Consider the following 22031-nt stretch of genomic DNA (forward strand, 5'->3'; position numbering starts at 1 on the left):
GGCGAGGCTCAGAAGAGCACCGACATCAGGGCGCCGACTTCGGTGAAGCCGACGCGGCGGTAGGCGGCGCGGGCGGGGGCGTTGAAGTCGTTGACGTAGAGGCTGGCGACGGGGGCGACGTCGCGCAGCGCGTAGTGCAGGACGGCGGCCATGCCGGTCTCGGACAGCCCGCGGCCGCGGTACTCCGGGGCGACCCAGACCCCCTGGATCTGGCAGGTGTGCCGGGTGACCGCGCCGAGTTCGGCCTTGAAGACCACCCGGCCGTCCTCGATCCGGGCGAACGCCCGCCCGGTGGAGACGAGTTCGGCGACCCGCGCCTGGTAGAGCAGCCCGCCGTCGCCGGCCAGCGGCGAGATCCCGACCTCCTCGGTGAACATCGCCACGCACGCGGGCATGAGCACGTCCATCTCGTCGCGCCGGACCCGGCGCACCAGCGGGTCGGGCGCCACGTCCTTGGGCAGCGCCCGGGTGGTCATCAGGGGCTGCCGGGCGCGGACCTCGCGGGCCGGCCCCCAGTGCGGCTCCAGCCGCGCCCACAGGTCGGCGGTGGCCTCGGCCGGGCCGACGATCGACGCGCAGCGGCGGCCGGCCCGGCGAGCGCGCTCGGCGAAGGCGCCGACCGCCTCGGGCGTGGCGCAGATCGGCACCAGGTTGGCGCCGGCGTAGCACAGGGAGGTGAGGCGGCCGCCGGAGTACCAGCCCCACATCTCGCCGCCCAGCCGCCACGGGTCGAGCCCGGCGATGCCGACGCGGGAGGTGACGAAGGCGTTGGCGACCGGGTCGCGGTCCAGGACGGCGAGGGCGGCGTCGAGGTCCCCGGGTTCCAGGACGCGCGTGGTCGGCTGGGTCAGCACGGGCACCCCTGACCGTACGGGCCGCGCTCCCCGGCCGGAGCGGGGATCGCCGGGCACCGTACTCGGCTGCGGTCGGGCGGGCCAGGTGTCGCGTGCGGCGCCGCGGACGCGGCACCCGGCCTGAGGCATGCGGTCAGGAGATGCTCACCTGCGGCTCGCCGGAAGCGACACCGGCCGCCTCCATCTGCTCGGCCAGCTTCATGGCCTCCTCGATCAGGGTCTCGACGATCTGCGACTCGGGCACGGTCTTGATGACCTCGCCCTTGACGAAGATCTGCCCCTTGCCGTTGCCGGAGGCGACGCCGAGGTCGGCCTCGCGGGCCTCGCCGGGGCCGTTGACGACGCAGCCCATCACGGCGACCCGCAGCGGGACCTCCATGCCGTCGAGGCCCGCGGAGACCTGGTCGGCGAGCTTGTAGACGTCGACCTGGGCGCGGCCGCAGGACGGGCAGGAGACGATCTCCAGGCGGCGCTGACGCAGGTTCAGCGACTCCAGGATCTGGATGCCGACCTTGACCTCCTCGGCCGGGGGCGCCGACAGCGAGACGCGGATGGTGTCGCCGATGCCCTCCGACAGCAGGGCGCCGAAGGCGACCGCGGACTTGATGGTGCCCTGGAACGCCGGGCCGGCCTCGGTGACGCCGAGGTGCAGCGGGTAGTCGCACTTCTGCGCCAGCAGCCGGTAGGCGTTGACCATGACGACCGGGTCGTTGTGCTTCACCGAGATCTTGATGTCGCGGAAGTCGTGCTCCTCGAAGAGCGACGCCTCCCACAGCGCGGACTCGACCAGGGCCTCGGGGGTGGCCTTGCCGTACTTCTCCAGCAGCCGGCGGTCCAGCGAGCCGGCGTTGACGCCGATCCGGATCGGCACCCGGGCCGCGGCGGCGGCCTTGGCGATCTCCTTGACCTTGTCGTCGAACTGCTTGATGTTGCCGGGGTTGACCCGGACCGCCGCGCAGCCCGCGTCGATGGCCGCGAAGACGTACTTCGGCTGGAAGTGGATGTCGGCGATGACCGGGATCTGCGACTTCTTCGCGATGGTGGCCAGCGCGTCCGCGTCGTCCTGCGTGGGGCAGGCGACGCGGACGATCTGGCAGCCGGACGCGGTCAGCTCGGCGATCTGCTGGAGGGTGGCGCCGATGTCGGACGTGCGGGTGGTGGTCATCGACTGCACGGAGACCGGCGCGTCGCCGCCCACCGCGACACTTCCGACCTGGATCTGACGGCTTTTGCGGCGGTCGGCGAGTTTGGTCGGAACATCCGGCATACCGAGCGAAATCGCGGTCATTTGCGTGGCATCCCCAAGGTGTGGATCGAGGTCCCGGTGTGATCGGGCTCCAGGGTCGAGATTACGACACCGCGCCCGCGGCTCTCACTCGGCTCGGGGCCTCACGAGCTCAGTTTGACCGGGTTGACCACATCCGCGATGAGAACCAGCAGCGTGAAGCAGACGAAGATGCCCGCCACGACGTAGGCGACCGGCATGAGCTTGGCCACGTCGAACGGCCCCGGGTCGGGGCGGCGGAAGACGCGCGCGGCGTGCCGCCGGATCGCCTCCCACAGCGCGCCGGCGATGTGTCCGCCGTCCAGCGGCAGCAGCGGCACCATGTTGAACAGGAACAGCGACAGGTTGAAGCCGGCCACCAGCATCACCATCGTCACCACCCGGTCGACCGCGGGGGCCTTCATCGCGAAGACCTCGCCGCCGACCCGGGCCGCACCGACCACGCCCATCGGCGAGTCGGCCTTGCGCGGCGCGTGGTGGAAGGCGGCGTTCCACAGGTCGGGGATGCGCTCGGGCAGCGAGACCAGCGAGTCCACGCCCTGCTTGGCCATGTCGCCCATGTGCTGCACGGAGTCGGCGAAGCCGAGCGGCTGGATGTGGCTGGCCGGGCTGAAGCCGAGGAAGCCGGCCTTCACCGGGTCGCCGTCGGTCGGGTTCCCGTCGCTGTCGGTCCTGGCCACCGTGTTGGTGGTGATGGTCGGGTGCAGGGTGACCCGCTGGCCGTGCCGCAGCACCACGATCGTGGCCGGGCCGGCGCCCTTGCGGATGTCCTCCGACAGCTCCGACCAGTTCTTCACCGGCTTGCCGTTGAACTCCAGGAACTTGTCACCGGCCTTGAGCCCGGCGGTCTTGGCGGGCGCGACCGGGTCGCTCGCGCGGCACGGGTTGTCCGCGTCGCGGTGCGAGGTGTCGGCCTGCGAGATCACGCAGTCGCTGACCTGGCCGACCACGGTCGTCGACATGCTGATGCCGAAGCCCATGAAGACGGTCAGGAACAGCGCGACGGCGAGCACCAGGTTCATGAACGGTCCGGCGAACATGACGATGACGCGCTTCCACGGCTTGCGCGTGTAGAACATCCGCGTCTCGTCGCCCGGTTGCAGCTCCTCGTACGCGGCGCTCCTGGCGTCCTCGATCATGCTGCGCCACGGCGAGGTGGAGCGGGCGGAGATCCGGCCGTCCTCCCCGGGCGGGAACATGCCGATCATCCGGATGTAGCCGCCCAGCGGGATCGCCTTGAAGCCGTACTCGGTGTCGCCCTTCTTCCGCGACCACAGGGTGGGCCCGAAGCCGACCATGTACTGCGGCACGCGGATCTTGAAGATCTTCGCCCACATCAGGTGGCCCAGCTCGTGCCACGCGATGGAGATCATCAGACCGACGGCGAAGACGACTATGCCGAGGACCGTCATGAGAGCCGTCATACGCCTGCTGCCTCCGATGCTTGCGCCAGTTCGCCGGCCCGGGCCCGTGCCCAGGTCTCCGCTTCGAGGACGTCCTCGACCCGCAGCCGAGTTCCCGGCGCCGGGGTGCCGTGCTCCTCGACGACCCGGGCGACGGTGTCCACGATCCCGGTGAAGGGCAGCCGGCCGGCGCGGAAGGCTTCGACGCATTCCTCGTTGGCCGCGTTGAACACCGCGGGTGCGGTGCCCCCGAGGCTACCGACATGCCGGGCCAGCGCGACGGAAGGGAACGCGTCGTCGTCGAGCGGGAAGAACTCCCAGGTGGCGGCCTTCGTCCAGTCGACGCCCGGCGCGGCGTCCGGCACCCGGTGCGGCCAGCCCAGGCCCAGCGCGATCGGCATCCGCATGTCCGGCGGGCTGGCCTGCGCCAGCGTGGAGCCGTCGGTGAACTCCACCATCGAGTGAATGTAGGACTGCGGGTGGACGACGACCTCGATCCGGTCGAAGGGCACGTCGAAGAGCAGGTGCGCCTCGATGACCTCCAGGCCCTTGTTGACCAGGGTCGCGGAGTTGATCGTCACCACCGGGCCCATGTCCCACGTCGGGTGCGCCATCGCCTGCTCGACGGTGACGCCGGCCAGCTGCGCGCGGGTGCGGCCGCGGAAGGGCCCGCCGGAGGCGGTGACGACCAGCTTGCGGACCTCGGCGCGGCTGCCGCCGAGCAGCGCCTGGAACAGCGCGGAGTGCTCGGAGTCGACCGGGACCACCTGGCCGGGCTTGGCCAGCGCCTTCACCAGCGGGCCGCCGACGATCAGCGACTCCTTGTTGGCGAGGATCAGCACCCGGCCGGCGGCCAGCGCGGCGAGCGTGGGCCGCAGGCCGATGGAGCCGGTGATGCCGTTCAGCACGGAGTGGCAGGGCAGGCCCGCGGCCTCGGTGGCGGCCTGCGGTCCGGCGAGGATCTCCGGCAGCGGCCGGCTGCCGTACCGCCCGGCCAGCGCCTCGCGCAGCGCGGGCACCGCCGACGCGTCGGCGACGGCGACGGTGTGCACGTCCAGCCGGTGGGCCTGCTCGGCCAGCAGGGCGACCCGGCCGCCCGCGGCGGACAGCGCGACCACCCGGAACCGGTCGGGGTTGCGCAGGGCCACGTCGATGGCCTGGGTGCCGATCGAGCCGGTCGAGCCGAGGATCACGATGTCCCGCGGCCCGTCGCCGGGTCCGGCGGGCTCGTACGGGCGGTGGTGCGGGTCAGCGAGAGCGTCCGTCATGGGGGTCATTGTGTCCTGCCCGGGCCCCTGCCCACGCACGGGCCCGGGTCGGGTGGGGTCGCTGCGGGTGGCGGGCGGTGTACGGCGGGTGGCCGGTACGGGCCCCGGTGCGCGGTCCGGTGCGGCGGTCCGCACGGGGCGCTGGCCAGGGTACGCCCGGCGGCTGTGCGCGGCGCCGACGCGTGCGCGGCCCGGCTGGGGCGCGGACCGGCGCACGGGAGCGGGCGGGGCGCGGGCGGGCCGTACGAGGCGGGGCGGCCCCGGGGCGGTCGTACGGCCCTGCCCGGCCGCGCGGTGCGGCGCGGGCGGCGGCGTTCAGCGCACGGGGCGCCGTACGTTCTCGGTGGCGGCCGGGCCCGGGCTCGCGTCGGCGATCCAGGCGCCGTCGTCCGCACGGTCCACGATGCCCTCCTCCAGCCAGCCGGCCTTGCCCTCGCGCACCGCCCGGGCCAGCTTCCGGTCGGTGTCGTCGGTGTTGCTCCACAGCCGGGTGAACAGCTCCTCCACCCGCAGCCGGGACTGGCGGCAGAACGCGTCGGCCAGGCCCCGGGCGGCCGGGCCGTGCTCCGCCGTGGCGGCCAGGTGCTCGGCGCGCACGCACGCCGCGCTCATCGCGAACAGCTCGGCGCCGATGTCCACGATCCTGGCCAGGAAGTTCTGCTTCAGCTCCATCCGGCCCTGCCAGCGGGACATGGCGTAGAAGGTGCTGCGCGCCAGCCGGCGCGAGGCCCGCTCGACGAACCGCAGATGCCCGGCCAGCTCCCCGAACTCCCCGTACGAGGAGGGAAGTTGACCGGGTCCGGCGACGAGCTTCGGCAGCCAGCGGGCGTAGAAGCCGCCCGCCTTGGCGCCGGCCCTGGCCTTGTCGGCGAGCGTGCTGTCGGGGTCGATGAGGCCGCCGGCCACCGACAGGTGGGCGTCGACGGCCTCCCGGGCGATCAGCAGGTGCATGATCTCGGTGGAGCCCTCGAAAATCCGGTTGATCCGCAGGTCGCGCAGCATCTGCTCGGCCGGGACCGCCTTCTCGCCGCGCGCGGCCAGCGAGTCGGCGGTCTCGTAGCCGCGGCCGCCGCGGATCTGCACCAGCTCGTCGGCGATCCGCCAGGCCGCCTCGGAGCCGAAGAGCTTGGCGAGCGCGGCCTCGATGCGGATGTCGTTGCGGTCCTCGTCGGCCATCTGCGAGGACAGGTCGACCACCGCCTCCAGCGCGAAGGTGGTCGCCGCCATGTAGGCGATCTTCGCGCCGACCGCTTCGTGCTCGGCGATCGGCTTGCCCCACTGCTCGCGGGCCGCCGACCACTGCCGGGCCGTCCGCAGGCACCACTTGGCGGTGCCGACGCAGGCCGCGGGCAGCGAGAGCCGGCCGGTGTTGAGGGTGGTCAGCGCGATCTTCAGGCCGGCGCCCTCGGGGCCGATCCGGTTGGCCGCGGGTACCCGCACCCGGTGCAGGCGGGTGACGCCGTTCTCGATGCCGCGCAGCCCCATGAAGGCGTTGCGGTGCTCCACGGTGATGCCCTCGCGGTCCGCCTCGACCACGAACGCGCTGATGCCGCCGGGGTGGCCCTCGCCGCGCGGCACCCGCGCCATCACCACCAGCAGGTCGGCGACGACGCCGTTGGTGGTCCACAGCTTGACGCCGTCGAGCAGGTAGTCGTCGCCGTCGGGCACGGCGGTGGTGGCCAGTCGCGCCGGGTCGGAGCCGACGTCCGGTTCGGTGAGCAGGAAGGCGCTGATGTCGGTGCGGGCGCAGCGCGGCAGGAACGCGTCCTTCTGCTCCTGCGTGCCGAACATCCGCAGCGGCTGCGGCACGCCGATCGACTGGTGGGCCGACAGCAGCGCGCCGACCGCGGGGCTGACCGAGCCGATCATGGCCAGCGCCTTGTCGTAGTACACCTGGGTGAGGCCGAGGCCGCCGTAGGACTCGTCGATCCGCATGCCGAGCGCGCCCAGTTCCTTCAGGCCGCGCACCACCTCGTCGGGGATCCGCGCCTCGCGCTCGATCCGGGCGGGGTCCACCTGCGTGCGCAGGAAGTCGCCGAGCCGGGCGAGGAACGCCTCGCCCTTCGCCACCGCCTCGGGTGCCGGCAGCGGGTGCGGGTGGATCAGGTCCAGCCGGAAGCGGCCGAGGAACAGCTCCTTGGCGAAGCTGGGCTTGTGCCACTCCTGTTCGCGGGCGGCCTCGGCCACCTGCCGGGCCTCGCGTTCCGAGACGTTGCGCGTTGCGGTGGGTGCGGACACGGTTTGCGTCACCTCCGGGCGGGCCGGCGACCGGCCGGCGTACGTGTCCGTCCTATCCGACATCGCCCGAAGCGGCCACCGAAGGACGGCCGGGCCGCAGGCAGGGTGCCGGCGGCCCGGCCGGAGGTGCGCGTCCGCCGCTACAGGTCCAGCCCGGTCAGCACCATCACCCGCTCGTAGGTGTAGTCGTCCATCGCGTACCTGACGCCCTCGCGGCCCTGCCCGGAGTCCTTGACCCCGCCGTAGGGCATCTGGTCGGCCCGGTAGGAGGGGGCGTCGCCGATGATCACCCCGCCGACCTCCAGTTCCCGGTGGGCCCGGAACGCGGTCTGCAGGTCGTGGGTGAACACGCCGGTCTGGAGGCCGAACCGGGAGTCGTTGACCGCCGCGAACGCCTCGTCGGTGCCGTCCACCCGGTGCAGCGACAGCACCGGCCCGAACGCCTCCGCGGAGGCCAGCACCGCGTCGGCTGGCAGGTCCGCGAGCACCGTGGGCGCGTACGTCGCGCCGTCGCGGGCGCCGCCGGTGAGCAGCTTCGCGCCCTTGGCGACGGCGTCGTCCACCCAGCGCTCGACGCGCTCCGCGGCCGCCTCGCTGACCAGCGGGCCGACGTCGGTGGCCGGGTCCGTCGGGTCGCCGGTGACCTGGGCGCGCACCTTGGCGACGACCTTCTCGGCGAGCGCGTCGTACACGGCGGTGTCGGCGATGACCCGCTGCACCGAGATGCAGGACTGGCCGGCCTGGTAGTTGGCGAAGGTGGCGATCCGGGTGGCCGCCCACTCCAGGTCCTGCTCGCTCGACCAGTCGGCGAGCACCACGGCCGCCGCGTTGCCGCCCAGCTCCAGGGTGACGTGCTTGCGCGGCACGGAGTCCGCGATCTGGTAGCCGACGGTGTCCGACCCGGTGAAGGAGATCACCGGCAGCCGCGGGTCCTGCACGAGCGCGGGCATCCGGTCGTTCGGCACCGGCAGCACGCTCCAGGCGCCCGCCGGCAGGCCCTCGGTCTCGGCGAGCAGCTCACCCAGCAGCAGCGCCGACAGCGGGGTGGCCGGCGCCGGCTTGAGGATGATCGGCGCGCCGACCGCGAGGGCGGGGGCGACCTTGTGCGCGACCAGGTTCAGCGGGAAGTTGAACGGCGCGATGCCCAGCACCGGGCCGCGCGGGAAGCGGCGGGTCAGCGCGAGGCGGCCGACGCCGCCCGGGTCGGTGTCCAGGCGCTGCGCCTCGCCGCCGTTGAAGCGGCGCGCCTCCTGGGCGGCGAGCCGGAACACCGACACGGCCCGGCCGACCTCGCCGCGCGACCACTTCAGCGGCTTGCCGTTCTCCGCGGTGATCAGCGCGGCCACTTCCCCGGCCCGCTCCGCGAGCCGCTGCGCCACGTGGTCCAGTGCCGCGGCCCGGACGTGGGCCGGCGTCGCCGCGAAGCCGGCGGTGGCCGCGGCTGCCGCCGCGACGGCCTGCTCGACCTGTGCCTCGTCGGGTACGGACACCCGGCCGACCAGGCCGCCGTCCCACGAGCTGGTCACGTCGAACGTCTCCGTGCCGCGCGCCGGGCGGCCGGCGATCCAGAACCCGTGCGGCGCTGTGTCTGTGGTCGTCATACGCCGCACGGTAGTTCGCGCCGCCGCGGCGCCCTGTTGTCCGCGGTGGAGCGCCGCCGGGCGGCGCCGCGCCGAATTGGCCAGGGCGCCCGGTTCACTGCTCCGTCTTGAGGGCCAGCCACAGCTCCATGCGGACGTCCGGGTCGTCCAGGGAGCGGCCGAGGATCTCCTCCACCCGCCGCATGCGGTAGCGCAGGGTGTGCCGGTGCACCCCCAGGTCGGCAGCCGCGGAGTCCCACTGCCCGTGGTGGGCCAGCCACGCGGCGAGCGAGGCCACCAGGTCCCCGCGCGAGGTGGCGTCGTGCTCGCGCAGCGGCCGCAGCAGCCCCTCGGCGAAGGCCCGCACCGCGTCGTCGGCGAGCAGCGGGACGACCGAGCCGACCCCGACCTCGCCGTGCTCCACCAGGTTCACCCCGCGCCGCCGGGCCACCGCGAGGGCCCGCTCGGCCTGGCCGCGCGCGGTGGGCGCGTCGGCGGGGTCCAGCGGGGCCGACAGCCCGGCCGCGAGGCCCTCCTCGGCCCCGGCCAGGTCCGCGGCCACCGTGAGCGCCGCGGCGCCCTCGGCCGCGACCAGGACCAGCCGCTCGCCCTCGGTGACGACCAGCACCGGTTCGGCGGCGCGGACCGCCGCGGCCTCCGCCCGCTCGGCCAGCAGCACCAGCGCCTCGGGCAGTTCCGGCGCCTCGACGCCCTGCGGCGCCTCCGCACCGGGCTGCGGCGGCGCGGCGCCGTTCGCCTCGGCGATCATCATCCGCACCGGCGCGTGCAGCAGCGTGCCGTACATCGGGCCGGCGGTGGCGCGGGCGTGGTCGGCCTCGCCGGCCAGCAGCATCCGCAGCAGCGCCGCGGAGAGCCGGCCCTGCGCGGCGACCAGGGCGCGGGACTGTTCGAGGGAGAGCGTCAGCAGCGCGACCGCGGCGTGCACGACGTACCGCGCGGAGGTGCCCAGGCGCTCCTCGGTGCCGACCGCGAGGAAGCCGCGCGGGCGGCGGGCGGTGCCCAGCGACTGGAGCTCGACCCGGTCCTCGCTGCCGGCCGGGCCGGCCACCGCGACGCTCGCCGGGGCCGGCACGGCCCGCAGCCGGTCGATCTCGCCGCCCAGCCGCGCCGCCCGGCGGCCCGCCCACTCCGGCGCGGCGGCCAGCACCGCGCCGGACGCGTCGTACAGCGCCGCCCAGCCCTTCAGGTGGGCCGCCAGCCGGGACAGCAGCGCCGCGGGCCCGTCGGGGGACAGCGCGGCCCGGGTCAGCTCCCGCTGCGCCTCGAACCCGGCGGTCACCGCCTGGTACCGGTCGGCGGCCACGGCCGCCGACACCGCCTTGCTGATCGCGATGAAGGGCGTGGCCCGCGGCACTTCGAGCAGCGGCAGGCCGGCCTCCTCGGCGGCCTCGACCAGGGCCGGCGGCACCTCGTCGTGCCCGACGCCGACGCCGAACCCGAGCCCGACCACGCCCGCCGCCGCCAGCCGCCGCACGTATCCGGCGACCGCGCCGGCGTCGGCGGTGTCCAGCTTCAGCCCGGTGGTCAGCAGCAGTTCCCCGCCCTCCAGATAGGGCGCCGGGTCCTCCAGCTCACTGGTGTGCACCCAGCGCACCTCGGCGGCGAGCTGCCCGCCCGCGGCGAGCACGGTGAGCCTGAGCGACGTGTGGTGCGCCAGCGACGCGAGCGTGAGAGGCATGCCTACCTGGTGCCGTTCGGGGACGGAGGTTCGGGGCCGGAAGTTCGGGGCCGGACTACGGAAGTTCGGGGCCGGACCGAGGACGTGGTTCTGCCGACCGGTCGCCGACACCCTGGAGTCCCCGCACCGTACCGCACCCCCTCACGACCGCAGGTCCACCAGCACCGGCGGCGCGTGCTCCCCCGCGGTCGTCGTCAGCGACACCACCGCGTGGCCGACCGGGACCTGCTGGGCCAGGTCGGCGGCCGACCAGCGCTCCCGCTCCACCTCGCGGACGGTGACCGACTCGGTGGTGACGACCTCGCCGGTGAACAGCCGCCGCACCCCGCGGCTCAGCCGCCTGGGCAGCCCGCCGGACTGGTCGGGGGTGCGGGTGATGTCCTTGGTCTGCACCCGCATGGTGCCCCATGTCTCGGAGAAGAACCGGCCGTCGCGCGGCGAGACGCCCGCGAACACCATCCGGCAGCCCACCGCGCCGACCGCGGCGCCGCGCAGCGCCTCCGGCAGCGCGTCCAGGGAGCGCAGGCCCAGCACCGCGCCGGCGTTCTGGCCCCGCAGCGACGGCAGCGCGCGCAGCGTCGCCTCCGACAGCGCCTGCGCGGCGTCGTCGACCACGATGCAGGCGAACAGCGCGCGGTCCCGGCGGGCGGCGACCGCGGCGGTGAACTGGGCGAGCAGCAGCCGCACCAGTATCCGGGAGGCCTCGGCGTGGCCGCGCTCGGGCAGCTCCACCCGGACCCGCAGCGGGTGCGCCAGCGCGTGCATCGCGAACGGCCGGCTGCGGCCGGAGGTGTCGAAGAACCCGGCGAACGCGGGCCGGTCGAGCACCCCGATCCGGTCGGCGAGGACCGTGCCGATGTCGCCGGGCCGGGCGCTCTGCCGCTCCCGCGCGTCGAGTTCGCGCACCAGGCCCGGCAGGCCCACCGCGTCGACGGCCTCGCGCAGCGCGGCGAAGGCGTGCGGCAGGCCCTCCAGCAGTTCGCGCAGCACCGGCACGGTCGGGAACCTGCCGTGCGCGGCGGCGTAGGGGCCCAGCAGCTGGCCCAGGGCCGTGGCGGCGCGGCGCTGCTCGCTCTCGGGCCCGTCGGTCAGCGCCTCGGCGAGCAGTCCGGCCGCGGTGTCGGGGTCGGTGCTGCCGCCGTACAGGTCGAGGTCGTAGCGGGAGGCGGGGTCGGCGAGGGAGATCACCACGTCGTACGCCTCGGCCGGGCCGAGGTCGACGTCGGCGCCGGCGACCGCGACGACCGCGGCGCGCCCGGCTAGCGCCTGGAGGCACAGCGACTCGACCACCGGGCGCATCAGCAGCCGGCTCTTGCCGGAGCCGGGCGGGCCGACGGCGAGCAGCCCGGTGCCCAGCACCCCGGGGTCCAGGGCGATGCCCGAGCCGCGGTACTGGTAGCCGTTGCGCGGGTCGGCGACGCCGGTGCCGATGCGCACCTGGCCGCCGAGCAGGTCGTGGTCGGCGGTGCGCCGCGGCACGTCGCGGGCGCCGGAGGGGTGCACCATGGCGGCGCCGCCCAGTTCCAGCACGCCGTCGGCGAACTCCCGGGCGCCCTCGGGGCGGGTGTGCACCGCCTGCCACGCCTGGCGGACCCGGGCGCAGTCGACGTCGTTCATCCGCCCGGTGCGGACGTCCTGCGCCAGCCGGTCGGCGGCGGCGCCGTACCCCGCCGCCCGCACCTCCGCCCAGTCGGTGGGCGCGGGCAGGGCCGCGGCGCCGGGGGCGCCCTGCGGCGGCAGCAGGCCCTCGGACCCGGCGGGCTGCCGGCGGGCGGCGCTGCGCGCGCGCAGCAGTTCCGGCCAGCGGCCGTACTTCGCGGCGGCGACCGTCACGACCAGCGCGGCGATCGCGTCGACCTCGTACTCCACGTGCAGGGCCGCCTGCTCGCCGTGCTGGAAGGCCGAGGGCGGGTAGAAGGGGAGGATCAGCGACATCAGCGGCAGGAACTTCTTGTCGCTGAGCACCCAGACGCACACGCCGATCACCAAGGCGGCCGCGGCCCTGGCGCGCGGCTCGCGCAGGTAGCGCCGGCCGACCTCGCCCCAGCTGCCGATCTTCGCGAAGTAGCGGGTGAGCAGCGCCAGCCACAGGCACTCGTAGAACGCGGCGGCGAACTGGCCCACCCGGCTGGGGTGGCTGCCGTGCCACCACGAGCCCGGGGTGAGCAGCGTCAGCGGTCGCCGCCACAGCGGGACGTAGCCGTTCTTCATCAGCGACCACAGCAGCAGCGCGCACAGCAGGGCGAGCACCGCTCCGCCGATCAGGCGGCGGTCGGTCATCCGGTCGGGGTCGTCGGGCGGGCGGGGCACGTGCCCGTACGCGTAGATCCCGGGGGCGTCCGAGACCCGCGGGGTGCGCAGCCAGCGCTCCACCGCGGACAGCGGCGGGGCCTGCACGGGGGCGGGCGGCGGCGCGGCGGGCCGCGGCACCGGGCTGCGGGGCGGGACCGGCGGCGGGGCGGGCTGCCCGTACGGGGGGCCCTGCGGACGGGTGTTGCGGTCCTTGGCATCCATCGCGCGCCTGCTCTCGCCCCTCATCGCCGCCGATGCGCACAATGTAGTCGAGCCGATACCCCGGCAAAAGGATCTTGTCGTTTTACGGTGCCGCCGCCCGCACTGTCCGAACCGGCGAAACCGGCGCCGCCAGTGCGACCGATCGGCGTATGCGGGGGTACCGGGGCCCGCCTAGCCTCCGAAGTGACCGGGGCGTCACAGCACACCGAGTAGGGAGAGCGCCGCCATGACCGCAGTGCCGCAGGAGCGCAGGCTCGTCACCGACGTACCAGGACCGAAGTCGCGGGAGCTGGCGGCCCGCAAGTCGGCCGCGGTCGCCGACGGGGTGGGGGTGACGCTGCCGGTGTTCGTCGCGCGCGCCGGCGGCGGCGTCGTGGAGGACGTGGACGGCAACCGGCTGATCGACTTCGGCTCGGGCATCGCCGTAACGTCGGTCGGCAACAGCGCGGAGGCGGTGGTCCGGCGGGCGTCGGCGCAGCTCGCGGACTTCACCCACACCTGTTTCATGATCACCCCCTACGAGGGTTACGTGGAGGTGTGCGAGGAGCTGGCCCGGCTCACCCCCGGCGACCACGCCAAGAAGTCCGCGCTGTTCAACTCCGGCGCGGAGGCGGTGGAGAACGCGGTGAAGATCGCCCGGGCGTACACCAAGCGCCCCGCGGTGGTGGTCTTCGACCACGGCTACCACGGCCGCACCAACCTCACGATGGCGCTGACCGCGAAGAACATGCCGTACAAGGAGGGCTTCGGGCCGTTCGCGCCGGAGGTCTACCGGGTGCCGCTGGCGTACGGCTACCGGTGGCTGACCGGGCCGGAGCACGCGGCGGAGGAGGCCGCGGCGCAGGCGGTCGACATCATCACCAAGCAGATCGGCGCCGAGCACGTGGCGGCGATCGTGATCGAGCCGATCGCCGGCGAGGGCGGCTTCATCGAACCGGCGAAGGGCTTCCTGCCGCGGATCGCGCAGTTCGCGCGGGACAACGGCATCGTGTTCGTGGCCGACGAGATCCAGACCGGGTTCTGCCGGACCGGTCAGTGGTTCGCGTGCGAGGACGAAGGGGTGGTGCCGGACCTGATCACCACGGCGAAGGGCATCGCGGGCGGGCTGCCGCTGGCGGCGGTGACCGGCCGCGCGGAGATCATGGACGCGGCGCACTCCGGCGGCCTGGGCGGCACCTACGGCGGCAACCCGGTGGCGTGCGCGGCCGCGCTCGGCGCGATCGAGACGATGCGCGAGCTGGACCTGCCGGCGCGGGCGCGGCGGATCGGCGAGGTGATGACGCCGCGGCTGCGCGCGATGCAGGAGAAGTTCCCGGTGATCGGCGAGGTGCGCGGGCGCGGCGCGATGATCGCGGTGGAGCTGGTGCGGCCGGGGACGAAGGAGCCGGACGCGGCGGTGACGGCGGCGGTGGCGAAGGCGTGCCACGCGGCCGGGCTGGTCGTGCTGACGTGCGGCACGTACGGGAACGTGTTGCGTTTCCTGCCGCCGCTGGTCATCGGGGAGGATCTGCTCAACGAGGGCCTGGACATCATCGAGGCGGCCTTCGCCGGCGTGTGAAACCAGGGACGTGCCGTGTGCCGGGTGAGGCCTGTGCGACGCGGGGGACGGGGTCGTGAAGAAGGTGTGCGAGCCTGATGGCGGACGGGTGATCGACGACCCTGATGAGCCGCCTGTGACGTACGGTTTCCGAGGAACACCCCGCACGTGGCCGAATCCCAGTGATGAGGCCGCGGGCGACAACGCGCCGATGAATCCCCATCACCGGCGCGGCAGTGCCCTCGCGCACGACAACGCCGGGACTTCTTGCCCCGGCGATCCTCGCCGATCGGCTGGCCGTTCGTCCCAAACCCCCCGGGACGGACGGTACGGCGATCGCCCTGGCCGCCCCGGAACTCTCCCCCCTGTTCCGGGGCGGCCGACTTCTGCCCGGGCCCGCCTGCTCGCCCTCGGCGCCGCCTTCGCCGCGGCAGTCACTGCCTTCTGCCTGCTGACCTGGCAGGTGTCCTCCGGCGGCGGCCTGGTCGGCGACGACTGGCGGGTGCTGCGCGGGGCCCGGCGCGCGGCCGCCGCGCATCCCGCCTTCGACGGCCTCGCGCACGCGCTGAGCGACCTGGGGGACATCGCGGTGGCCGTGCCGGTGCTGCTGGTGGCGCTGGCGGCGGCCGTGCGCCTGGGGCGGCGGGCGGGGCTGCCGCGCTGGTGGCTGCCGCCGGGCGCCGCGGCGCTGGCGATGTGCCTGCTGCCGGTGGTGGTCGGCACCGTGAAGGCGGGGGTGGACCGCCCGGCGCCGGGGCAGGTGCGCGCCGACCCGAGCTACGGCTACTTCCCGTCCGGGCACACCGCGACCTCGTCCGTGGCGTTCGGGCTGGCCGCGCTGGTGCTGCTGCCGTTCGTCCGGCGGGCGGCGCTGCGCGCGCTGCTGGCCGCCGGCACCGGGCTGCTGGCACTGCTGGTCGGGGTCGCCCTGGTGTGGTGCGACTACCACTGGCCGCTGGACGTGCTGGCGAGCTGGTGCCTGGCGGCGGCGCTGCTGTCGGCGGTGGGGGCGGCGCTGCTGGTGCCGGGGGCGGCGGTCAGGAGTTCGTCGGGAAGCCCAGGTTCAGGCCCGCGTGGGAGGGGTCGGGCCACCGCTGGGTGACGGCCTTGCCGCGGGTGAAGAAGCGCACCCCGTCCTCGCCGTAGGCGTGCGTGTCGCCGAAGAGCGAGTCCTTCCACCCGCCGAAGGAGTAGTAGGCGACCGGCACCGGGATCGGCACGTTGATGCCCACCATGCCCACCTCCACCTCGTGCTGGAAGCGCCGGGCCGCGCCGCCGTCGCGGGTGAACAGCGCGGTGCCGTTGCCGTACGGGTTGGCGTTGACCAGCTCCAGGCCCGCTTCGTAGCTGGGCACGCGGACCACGGACAGCACCGGGCCGAAGATCTCGTCGTCGTAGACGGACATGCCGGGGCGGACGTGGTCGAAGAGGGTCGGGCCGAGCCAGAAGCCGCCGGGGTCGCCGTCGACGGCGTGCTTGCGGCCGTCGGCGACCAGCACGGCGCCCTCCGCGGTGCCGGCGTCGAGGTAGCCGGTGACCTTGTCGCGGTGCGCGCCGGTGACCAGCGGGCCCATCGCGGAGCCGGGCGCCGCGCCGGGGCCGACGGTCAGGGTGGCGATCCGCTGCTTGATCCGCGCCACGAGGTCGTCGCCGACCGGGTCGACGGCGACCAGCACCGACACCGCCATGCAGCGCTCCCCCGCGGCGCCGTAGCCGGCGTTCACCGCCGCGTCGGCGGCCAGGTCCAGGTCGGCGTCGGGCAGCACCAGCATGTGGTTCTTGGCGCCGCCCAGGGCCTGGACGCGCTTGCCGTGGCGGGTGCCGGCCTCGTACACCGCGCGGGCGACCGGGGTGGAGCCGACGAAGGAGACCGCCTTGATCCCGGGGTGCTCCAGCAGCCGGCCGACCGCGTCCTTGTCGCCGTGCACGACGTTGAACACCCCGTCGGGCAGGCCGGCTTCGCGCCACAGCGCGGCGAGGAAGTTCGCGGCGGACGGGTCCTTCTCCGACGGCTTGACGACGACGGTGTTGCCGGTGGCGATGGCGAGCGGGAAGAACCACATCGGCACCATGGCGGGGAAGTTGAAGGGCGAGACGATCGCGACCGGGCCGAGCGGCTGGCGCAGCGAGTACACGTCGACGCCGGTGGACGCCTGCTCGGTGTAGCTGCCTCGGGCGAGCTGGGGGATGCCGCAGGCGTACTCGACGACCTCCAGGCCGCGGGCGACCTCGCCGAGCGCGTCGGAGTGCACCTTGCCGTGCTCGGCGACGATCAGCGCGGCGAGTTCCTCGCGGCGGGCGTTGAGCAGCTCGCGGAAGGCGAAGAGCACCCCGGTGCGCTTGGCGACCGACGTCCGGCGCCACTGGCGGAAGGCGTCGGCGGCGGCGCGTACCGCCTCGTCCACGACCTCGGGCCCGGCGAAGTCCACCCGTCCGGTGATCCGGCCGGTGGCCGGGTCGTGGACGTCGCCGTGCCGCTCGGCGGTGCCGGTCCAGGGCCGGCCGGCGATCCAGTGCGTGATGTGCGAGGTCGAGGTCGTCACGGGGTGAGCCCTTCCGTCGTCGTCTGCCGCCCAGTGTCGCCACCGGCGGCGGGGTGCCACAAGCACCCGGCCGGGCGGGCGGGGCCGCGACGCGCGGCGCTCACCCGCCCGCGAGCCGGGCGGCCGCCTCGTGCATCGCCAGTTCCAGCACCACCGGGTCGGTGAGGTGGCCGGTGCCGTCCGGGGGGACCAGCCAGCGCACTCCCCCGGTCGGCCGGCCGGGGTAGGGCACCACGATCCAGGTGCCGCGCCCGGCGCCGCGCACCCCGGTGCCCAGCCAGCGGGCGGCGGTGCCCGGCGGCACGAAGAAGCCGATCCGCTCGTCGCCGAAGTCGGCGAGCACCGGGCCGGGCGGGCCGGTGAGCCGGGTCAGCACGTCGAGCGTGGAATAGCCGATCCGGCCGGGCAGGATCAGCACGTCCCACTGCCGTCCGGCGGGCAGCAGCGCCACCCCGAGCGGGCTGCGCTCCCACTCCCGTCTGCATCCGCGCGGGTCGTCCGCGACCGAAGCCAGCCACTCCACCGCGCCCTTCGTACCCGTGTCGGCCATCGTGGGACCCCTCCGTCCGTCGTGCGAGGCGTGTGCCGTCACACGGGAGAGGGCGTGGGGGCCGGATCATTACGCGGGTTTCACCGGCCATCGGATGTGACGCGCCTCACACTGCGAGGGGAGTGGTGCGGGCGGGGCGGCGCCACCAGCGGTGGGGCGGTCACGAGTCGAAGCCGAGGCCGGCCCGGTCCAGGGCCCGCAGCCACAGGTTGCGCCGCCCCTGCGTCCGGTCGGCCCGCGCCAGCGACCACTGGGTCAGCCCGATCCCGGCGGTGGCCAGCGGCTCGGGCGGGAAGGGCGGCGGGCGGCGGCGGACCATGGCGAGCACGGTGCGCTCGGTGGTCAGCCCCGACAGCAGGTCGAGCATCACCTCGGCGCCGAACCGGGTGGCGCCGACACCGAGCCCGGTGTACCCGGCCGCGTAGGCGACCCGCCCGCCGTGCGCGGTGCCGAAGAACGCCGAGAAGCGGGTGCAGGTGTCGATCGCGCCGCCCCAGGCGTGGCTGAAGCGCACCCCCTCCAACTGCGGGAAGCAGGCGAAGAAGTGCCGGGCCAGCCGCAGGTACGTCGCCGGCCGCTGCTCGTACGCCGGGTCCATCCGGCCGCCGCGCGGGTAGACCGCGTCGTAGCCGCCCCACAGCACCCGGTTGTCGGCGGTCAGCCGGAAGTAGTGGAAGCGGTTGGCGCTGTCGCCCAGGCCCTGCCGGCCGCGCCAGCCGATCGCGGCGCGCTGGTCCTCGGTGAGCGGTTCGGTGGTCAGGGCGTAGTCGTAGACGGGCACGGTGCGGTGCCGGGTGCGGCGCAGCAGCGAGGGGAACACGCCGGTGCCCAGCGCCGCGTGGTGGGCCAGCACCCTGCCGTACGGGGTGCGGACGGCCAGTGCGGCGCCGTGGCGGACCAGGGCCAGCGCGGGGGTGTGCTCGTAGATCCGCACCCCGGCCCGCTCGGCGGCGCGCCGGAGTCCCCAGGCGAGCTTGGCCGGGTGGACCATGGCCACCCCGCGCCGGTCGTACAGCCCGGCGTGGAAGGTGGGCGAGTCGACCTCGGCGCGCACCTGGTCGCGGTCCAGGTACTCCAGGTCCAGGCCGTGCTGGAGCGCGGTGGCGTGCGCCTGCCGCAGTTCCTCGGCCTGGTAGGGGGCGGTGGCCACGTCGATCTCGCCGGTCCGCTCGAACTCGCAGTCCAGGCCGTACCGCCGCACGGCGGCCTCGATGGCGTCGAGGTTGCGTGCGCCGAGGTCCTCCAGCGCCGCGAACTCCCCCGGCCAGCGGGCCAGTCCGTTGGCGAAGCCGTGGGTCAGGCTGGCCGCGCAGAAGCCGCCGTTGCGGCCGGAGGCGGCCGAGCCGATCCGGCCCGCCTCGATGAGGACCACGTCGCGGCCCGGGTCGCGCTCCCTGGCCAGCAGCGCCGTCCACAGCCCGCTGTAGCCGCCGCCGACCACCAGCAGGTCGCAGTGCTCCGCGCCGGCCAGCGCCGGCTGCGCGGCCGGCCGGGCCGGGTCGTCGAGCCAGTACGGCACCGGGCGGGCGGCGGCGAGCGCGCGGGCGGGGTCCATGTCAGCCACGCGCCTTCCGGCGGCCGCCGACGAGTTGCCCGGCCAGCACCAGCAGCACCGCGAGCACGAACATGGCCGTGCCGATCACGTTGACCTGCACCGGGGTGCCGCGCTGCGCCGAGCCCCACACGAACATCGGGAAGGTGACGGAGTTGCCCGCGTTGAAGCTGGTGATGATGTAGTCGTCGAAGGACAGCGCGAACGACAGCAGCGCGCCGGCCGCGATACCCGGCGCGGCCAGCGGCAGGGTGACCCGCAGGAAGGTCTGCGCCGGGGTGGCGTACAGGTCCTGGGCGGCCTGCTCCAGGCGCGGGTCCATGCTCATCACGCGGGCCTTGACGGCGGTGACCACGAAGCTCAGGCAGAACATGATGTGCGCGATGAGGATCGTCCAGAAGCCGAACCGGATGCGCATGTTGAGGAAGAGGGTGCCGAGCGAGGCGCCCATCACCACCTCGGGCATCGCCATCGGCAGGAAGATCAGCATGTTGGTGGCGGCGCGGCCGCGGAAGCGGTAGCGGGCGAGCGCGAAGGCGGTCATGGTGCCCAGCACGGTGGCGGCGAGCGTGGCGTAGACGGCGATCCGCAGGCTCAGGCCGAGCGAGCCGCACATGCCGGAGACGCTGCACGGGTGCTGCCAGGCGTCGGTGGAGAAGTGGTTCCAGGTGTAGTTGAAGCGGCTCTTGGGCTTGTTGAAGGAGAAGGCGAGCACCACCAGGTTCGGCAGGATCAGGTAGCACAGGGCGAGGACGCCCGCGATCACCACGAGGTTGGCGCGCAGCCGGCGGATCAGGCGCATCAGACCAGCTCCTCCGTTCCGGCCCGGCGGATGTAGAGGGTGACGACGGCGAGGATGACCGCCATCAGCAGGAACGACAGGGCGGCCGCCGTCGGGTAGTCCAGGACCCGCAGGAACTGCGACTCGATGACGTTGCCGATCATCTGCTGGTTGGTGGAGCCCAGCAACTCGGCGTTGATGTAGTCGCCGGAGGCCGGGATGAAGGTCAGCAGGGTGCCGGCCACCACCCCGGGCATCGACAGCGGGAAGGTCACCTTGCGGAAGACGGTGAACGGGGTGGCGTACAGGTCGCCGGCCGCTTCGTGCAGGCGCCCGTCGACGCGTTCCAGCGAGCTGTACAGCGGCAGGATCATGAACGGCAGGAAGTTGTAGGTCAGGCCGCACACGACGGCCAGCGGGGTGGCGAGCACCCGGTCGCCCTGGGTGACGCCCAGCCAGGACGTCACGTCCAGCAGGTGCACGCTGTTGAGGAAGGACACCACCGGGCCCTGGTCGGACAGGATCGTCTCCCAGGCCAGGGTGCGGATCAGGAAGCTGGTGAAGAACGGCGCGATCACCAGGATCAGCAGCACGTTGCGCCACCGGCCGGCTCGGAAGGCGATGGTGTACGCCAGCGGGTAGCCGATCAGCAGGCACAGCGCGGTGGCGATGGCGGCGTAGGCCAGGGAGCGCACGAAGTGCGGCCAGTACTCGCTGAGCGCGTCCCAGTAGGTGGCGAAGTGCCAGGTGACCTTGAAGCCGTCCTCCAGGGTGCCGGTCTGCACCGAGGTCGACGCCTGGTACACCATCGGCGCGACGAAGAAGACCAGCAGCCAGGCCACCCCGGCGAGCAGCAGCAGATAGGGCACGCGGCGCCGCCGCGCGGCGGCCCGGCGCAGCGCCTGGGGTGGCGGGGGCGCCTTCGGGGCGGGCGCGGCCAGGGGTTCGGTGGCGGCGGTCATACGGCGGCCCCCTCGGCGGGCTCGGTGCGCCCGGTGCCGCCCGCCCCGGTCGCTGGCCCCGTCCCCGTGCCCGGCGCCGCCTCGTCCAGGTCCGCGCCGAGCCCGGCGCCGATGTCCTGCCCGGCGTCCAGCCCGAAGGTGTGCGCGGGGTTCCAGTGCAGGACGACGGGTGCTCCGGGCACCAGCCGGGTGTCGCGCTCGACGTTCGGCACGAAGACCTCCAGGCCCGCGCCGACCGGGCTGTCGACCACGTACTGGGTGGAGACGCCGATGAAGCTGGAGTCGGCGATCGTGCCGGATATCCGGTTACGGCCGGCGGGCACCTCCCCGGCGTCGTCGCGGTGGGTCAGGGTGATCTTCTCCGGGCGGACCCCGGCCAGCACCCGGTCGCCGCGGGCGGCCTTTGTGCGGCAGCGGGCCGCCGGCATCGCCAGCTCCTGCCCGGCGCGCACCAGCCGCAGGGTGCCGTCGGCCACGCCGGCCACCTCGGCCTCGATCAGGTTGGAGGTGCCCAGGAAGTTCGCCACGAAGGTGGAGGCGGGGTTCTCGTAGAGGTCGGCGGGCGCGCCCATCTGCTCGACCCGCCCGGCGTTCATCACCGCGACCGTGTCGGCCATCGTCATGGCCTCCTCCTGGTCGTGCGTGACGTGCACGAAGGTGATGCCCACCTCGGTCTGGATGCGCTTGAGTTCGAGCTGCATCTGGCGGCGCAGCTTCAGGTCCAGCGCGCCGAGCGGCTCGTCCAGCAGCAGCACCTTCGGCTGGTTGATCAGGGCCCGCGCCACCGCCACGCGCTGCTGCTGGCCGCCCGAGAGCTGGTGCGGGCGGCGCCGGGCCAGCGGGCCGAGCTGCACCAGGTCGAGCATCTCGCCGACCTTCGCCCGCACCGGCCTGACGCCGCGCCGGCGCAGCCCGAACGCCACGTTCTCGTAGATGTCCAGGTGCGGGAAGAGCGCGTAGTTCTGGAAGACGGTGTTGACCGGGCGCTTGTACGGCGGCAGGGCGGTGACGTCCTGGCCGCCGAGGTGCACCGCGCCGGTGGAGGGGGTCTCCAGGCCGGCGATCATCCGCAGGGTGGTGGTCTTGCCGCAGCCGGAGGCGCCGAGCAGCGCGAAGAACGAGCCGGCCGGCACGGCCAGGTCGAGCGGGTGGACGGCGGTGAAGGCGCCGTAGGACTTGCTGATCCCGGTGAGGCGGACGGCGTCGGCGGAGGGCTGCGGGCTCGGGCTCGTGCTGGGGGTCGTCATGGGGTGTCCTCGGGGGGT

16 protein-coding genes are annotated in these 22031 nt (G+C 74.3%); 2 read left to right on the forward strand and 14 right to left on the reverse strand.

Annotated features, from left to right (window positions below):
* Positions 1-8 precede the first annotated feature (8 nt).
* The 8 genes from AC3ERT_RS09175 to AC3ERT_RS09210 form a co-directional block, all read right to left on the reverse strand.
* Positions 9-854, reverse strand: coding sequence for a GNAT family N-acetyltransferase (locus AC3ERT_RS09175; RefSeq protein ID WP_435173579.1), 846 nt, complete (start codon positions 852-854; stop codon positions 9-11).
* A 133-nt stretch (positions 855-987) separates the two neighbouring features.
* Positions 988-2142, reverse strand: a complete 1155-nt coding sequence (gene ispG / locus AC3ERT_RS09180) for a flavodoxin-dependent (E)-4-hydroxy-3-methylbut-2-enyl-diphosphate synthase (protein WP_335981482.1) — start codon at positions 2140-2142, stop codon at positions 988-990.
* A gap of 101 nt (positions 2143-2243) precedes the next feature.
* Positions 2244-3563, reverse strand: coding sequence for a M50 family metallopeptidase (locus tag AC3ERT_RS09185; protein ID WP_435173581.1), 1320 nt, complete (start codon positions 3561-3563; stop codon positions 2244-2246).
* The gene (dxr, locus tag AC3ERT_RS09190; protein WP_435173583.1) at positions 3560-4810 is read right to left on the reverse strand and encodes a 1-deoxy-D-xylulose-5-phosphate reductoisomerase; all 1251 of its coding nucleotides are present in this window, start codon (positions 4808-4810) and stop codon (positions 3560-3562) included. The genes AC3ERT_RS09185 and dxr overlap by 4 nt, the downstream gene beginning before the upstream one ends.
* 315 nt (positions 4811-5125) lie before the next feature.
* Positions 5126-7048: an acyl-CoA dehydrogenase family protein gene (locus AC3ERT_RS09195; RefSeq protein WP_435173585.1), complete on the reverse strand. Its 1923-nt coding sequence runs from the start codon at positions 7046-7048 to the stop codon at positions 5126-5128.
* Positions 7049-7188: 140 nt separating this feature from the next.
* Entirely contained in the window at positions 7189-8649 is a 1461-nt protein-coding gene (locus AC3ERT_RS09200; RefSeq protein WP_435130883.1) for an aldehyde dehydrogenase family protein, read from the reverse strand.
* Between the two features lie 94 nt (positions 8650-8743).
* Positions 8744-10327: a PucR family transcriptional regulator gene (locus AC3ERT_RS09205; RefSeq protein ID WP_435173587.1), complete on the reverse strand. Its 1584-nt coding sequence runs from the start codon at positions 10325-10327 to the stop codon at positions 8744-8746.
* A 141-nt stretch (positions 10328-10468) separates the two neighbouring features.
* Positions 10469-12841, reverse strand: coding sequence for a type IV secretory system conjugative DNA transfer family protein (locus AC3ERT_RS09210; RefSeq protein ID WP_435173589.1), 2373 nt, complete (start codon positions 12839-12841; stop codon positions 10469-10471).
* A gap of 226 nt (positions 12842-13067) precedes the next feature.
* On the opposite strand from AC3ERT_RS09210, the gene gabT reads away from it, so the two are divergent.
* Positions 13068-14399 (forward strand): 4-aminobutyrate--2-oxoglutarate transaminase, encoded by a 1332-nt coding sequence (gene gabT, locus AC3ERT_RS09215; RefSeq protein WP_335981495.1) that lies wholly within the window; start codon positions 13068-13070, stop codon positions 14397-14399.
* A gap of 442 nt (positions 14400-14841) precedes the next feature.
* Positions 14842-15480 (forward strand): phosphatase PAP2 family protein, encoded by a 639-nt coding sequence (locus tag AC3ERT_RS09220; protein WP_435130875.1) that lies wholly within the window; start codon positions 14842-14844, stop codon positions 15478-15480.
* Here the strand turns inward: AC3ERT_RS09220 and AC3ERT_RS09225 are convergent.
* The 6 genes from AC3ERT_RS09225 to AC3ERT_RS09250 all read right to left on the reverse strand — a co-directional run bounded on the left by AC3ERT_RS09225 (position 15416) and on the right by AC3ERT_RS09250 (position 22013).
* Positions 15416-16921: a CoA-acylating methylmalonate-semialdehyde dehydrogenase gene (locus AC3ERT_RS09225; RefSeq protein WP_335981500.1), complete on the reverse strand. Its 1506-nt coding sequence runs from the start codon at positions 16919-16921 to the stop codon at positions 15416-15418. The genes AC3ERT_RS09220 and AC3ERT_RS09225 overlap by 65 nt on opposite strands.
* A 100-nt stretch (positions 16922-17021) precedes the next feature.
* On the reverse strand, positions 17022-17471 hold the full coding sequence (locus AC3ERT_RS09230) for a hypothetical protein (protein ID WP_335981502.1): 450 nt from the start codon (positions 17469-17471) through the stop codon (positions 17022-17024).
* Positions 17472-17631: 160 nt separating this feature from the next.
* Positions 17632-19026 carry an NAD(P)/FAD-dependent oxidoreductase gene (locus AC3ERT_RS09235; protein WP_435173675.1) on the reverse strand — a complete coding sequence of 465 codons (1395 nt, stop codon included), beginning with the start codon at positions 19024-19026 and terminating at the stop codon, positions 17632-17634.
* A 1-nt stretch (position 19027) separates the two neighbouring features.
* Positions 19028-19825: an ABC transporter permease gene (locus tag AC3ERT_RS09240; RefSeq protein WP_335981503.1), complete on the reverse strand. Its 798-nt coding sequence runs from the start codon at positions 19823-19825 to the stop codon at positions 19028-19030.
* Positions 19825-20766: an ABC transporter permease gene (locus AC3ERT_RS09245; protein WP_435173590.1), complete on the reverse strand. Its 942-nt coding sequence runs from the start codon at positions 20764-20766 to the stop codon at positions 19825-19827. Before AC3ERT_RS09245 ends, AC3ERT_RS09240 begins: the two co-directional genes overlap by 1 nt.
* Entirely contained in the window at positions 20763-22013 is a 1251-nt protein-coding gene (locus AC3ERT_RS09250; protein WP_435173591.1) for an ABC transporter ATP-binding protein, read from the reverse strand. Before AC3ERT_RS09250 ends, AC3ERT_RS09245 begins: the two co-directional genes overlap by 4 nt.
* Positions 22014-22031: the final 18 nt, after the last annotated feature.

The sequence above is a fragment of the Actinacidiphila sp. bgisy145 genome, assembly GCF_057708125.1.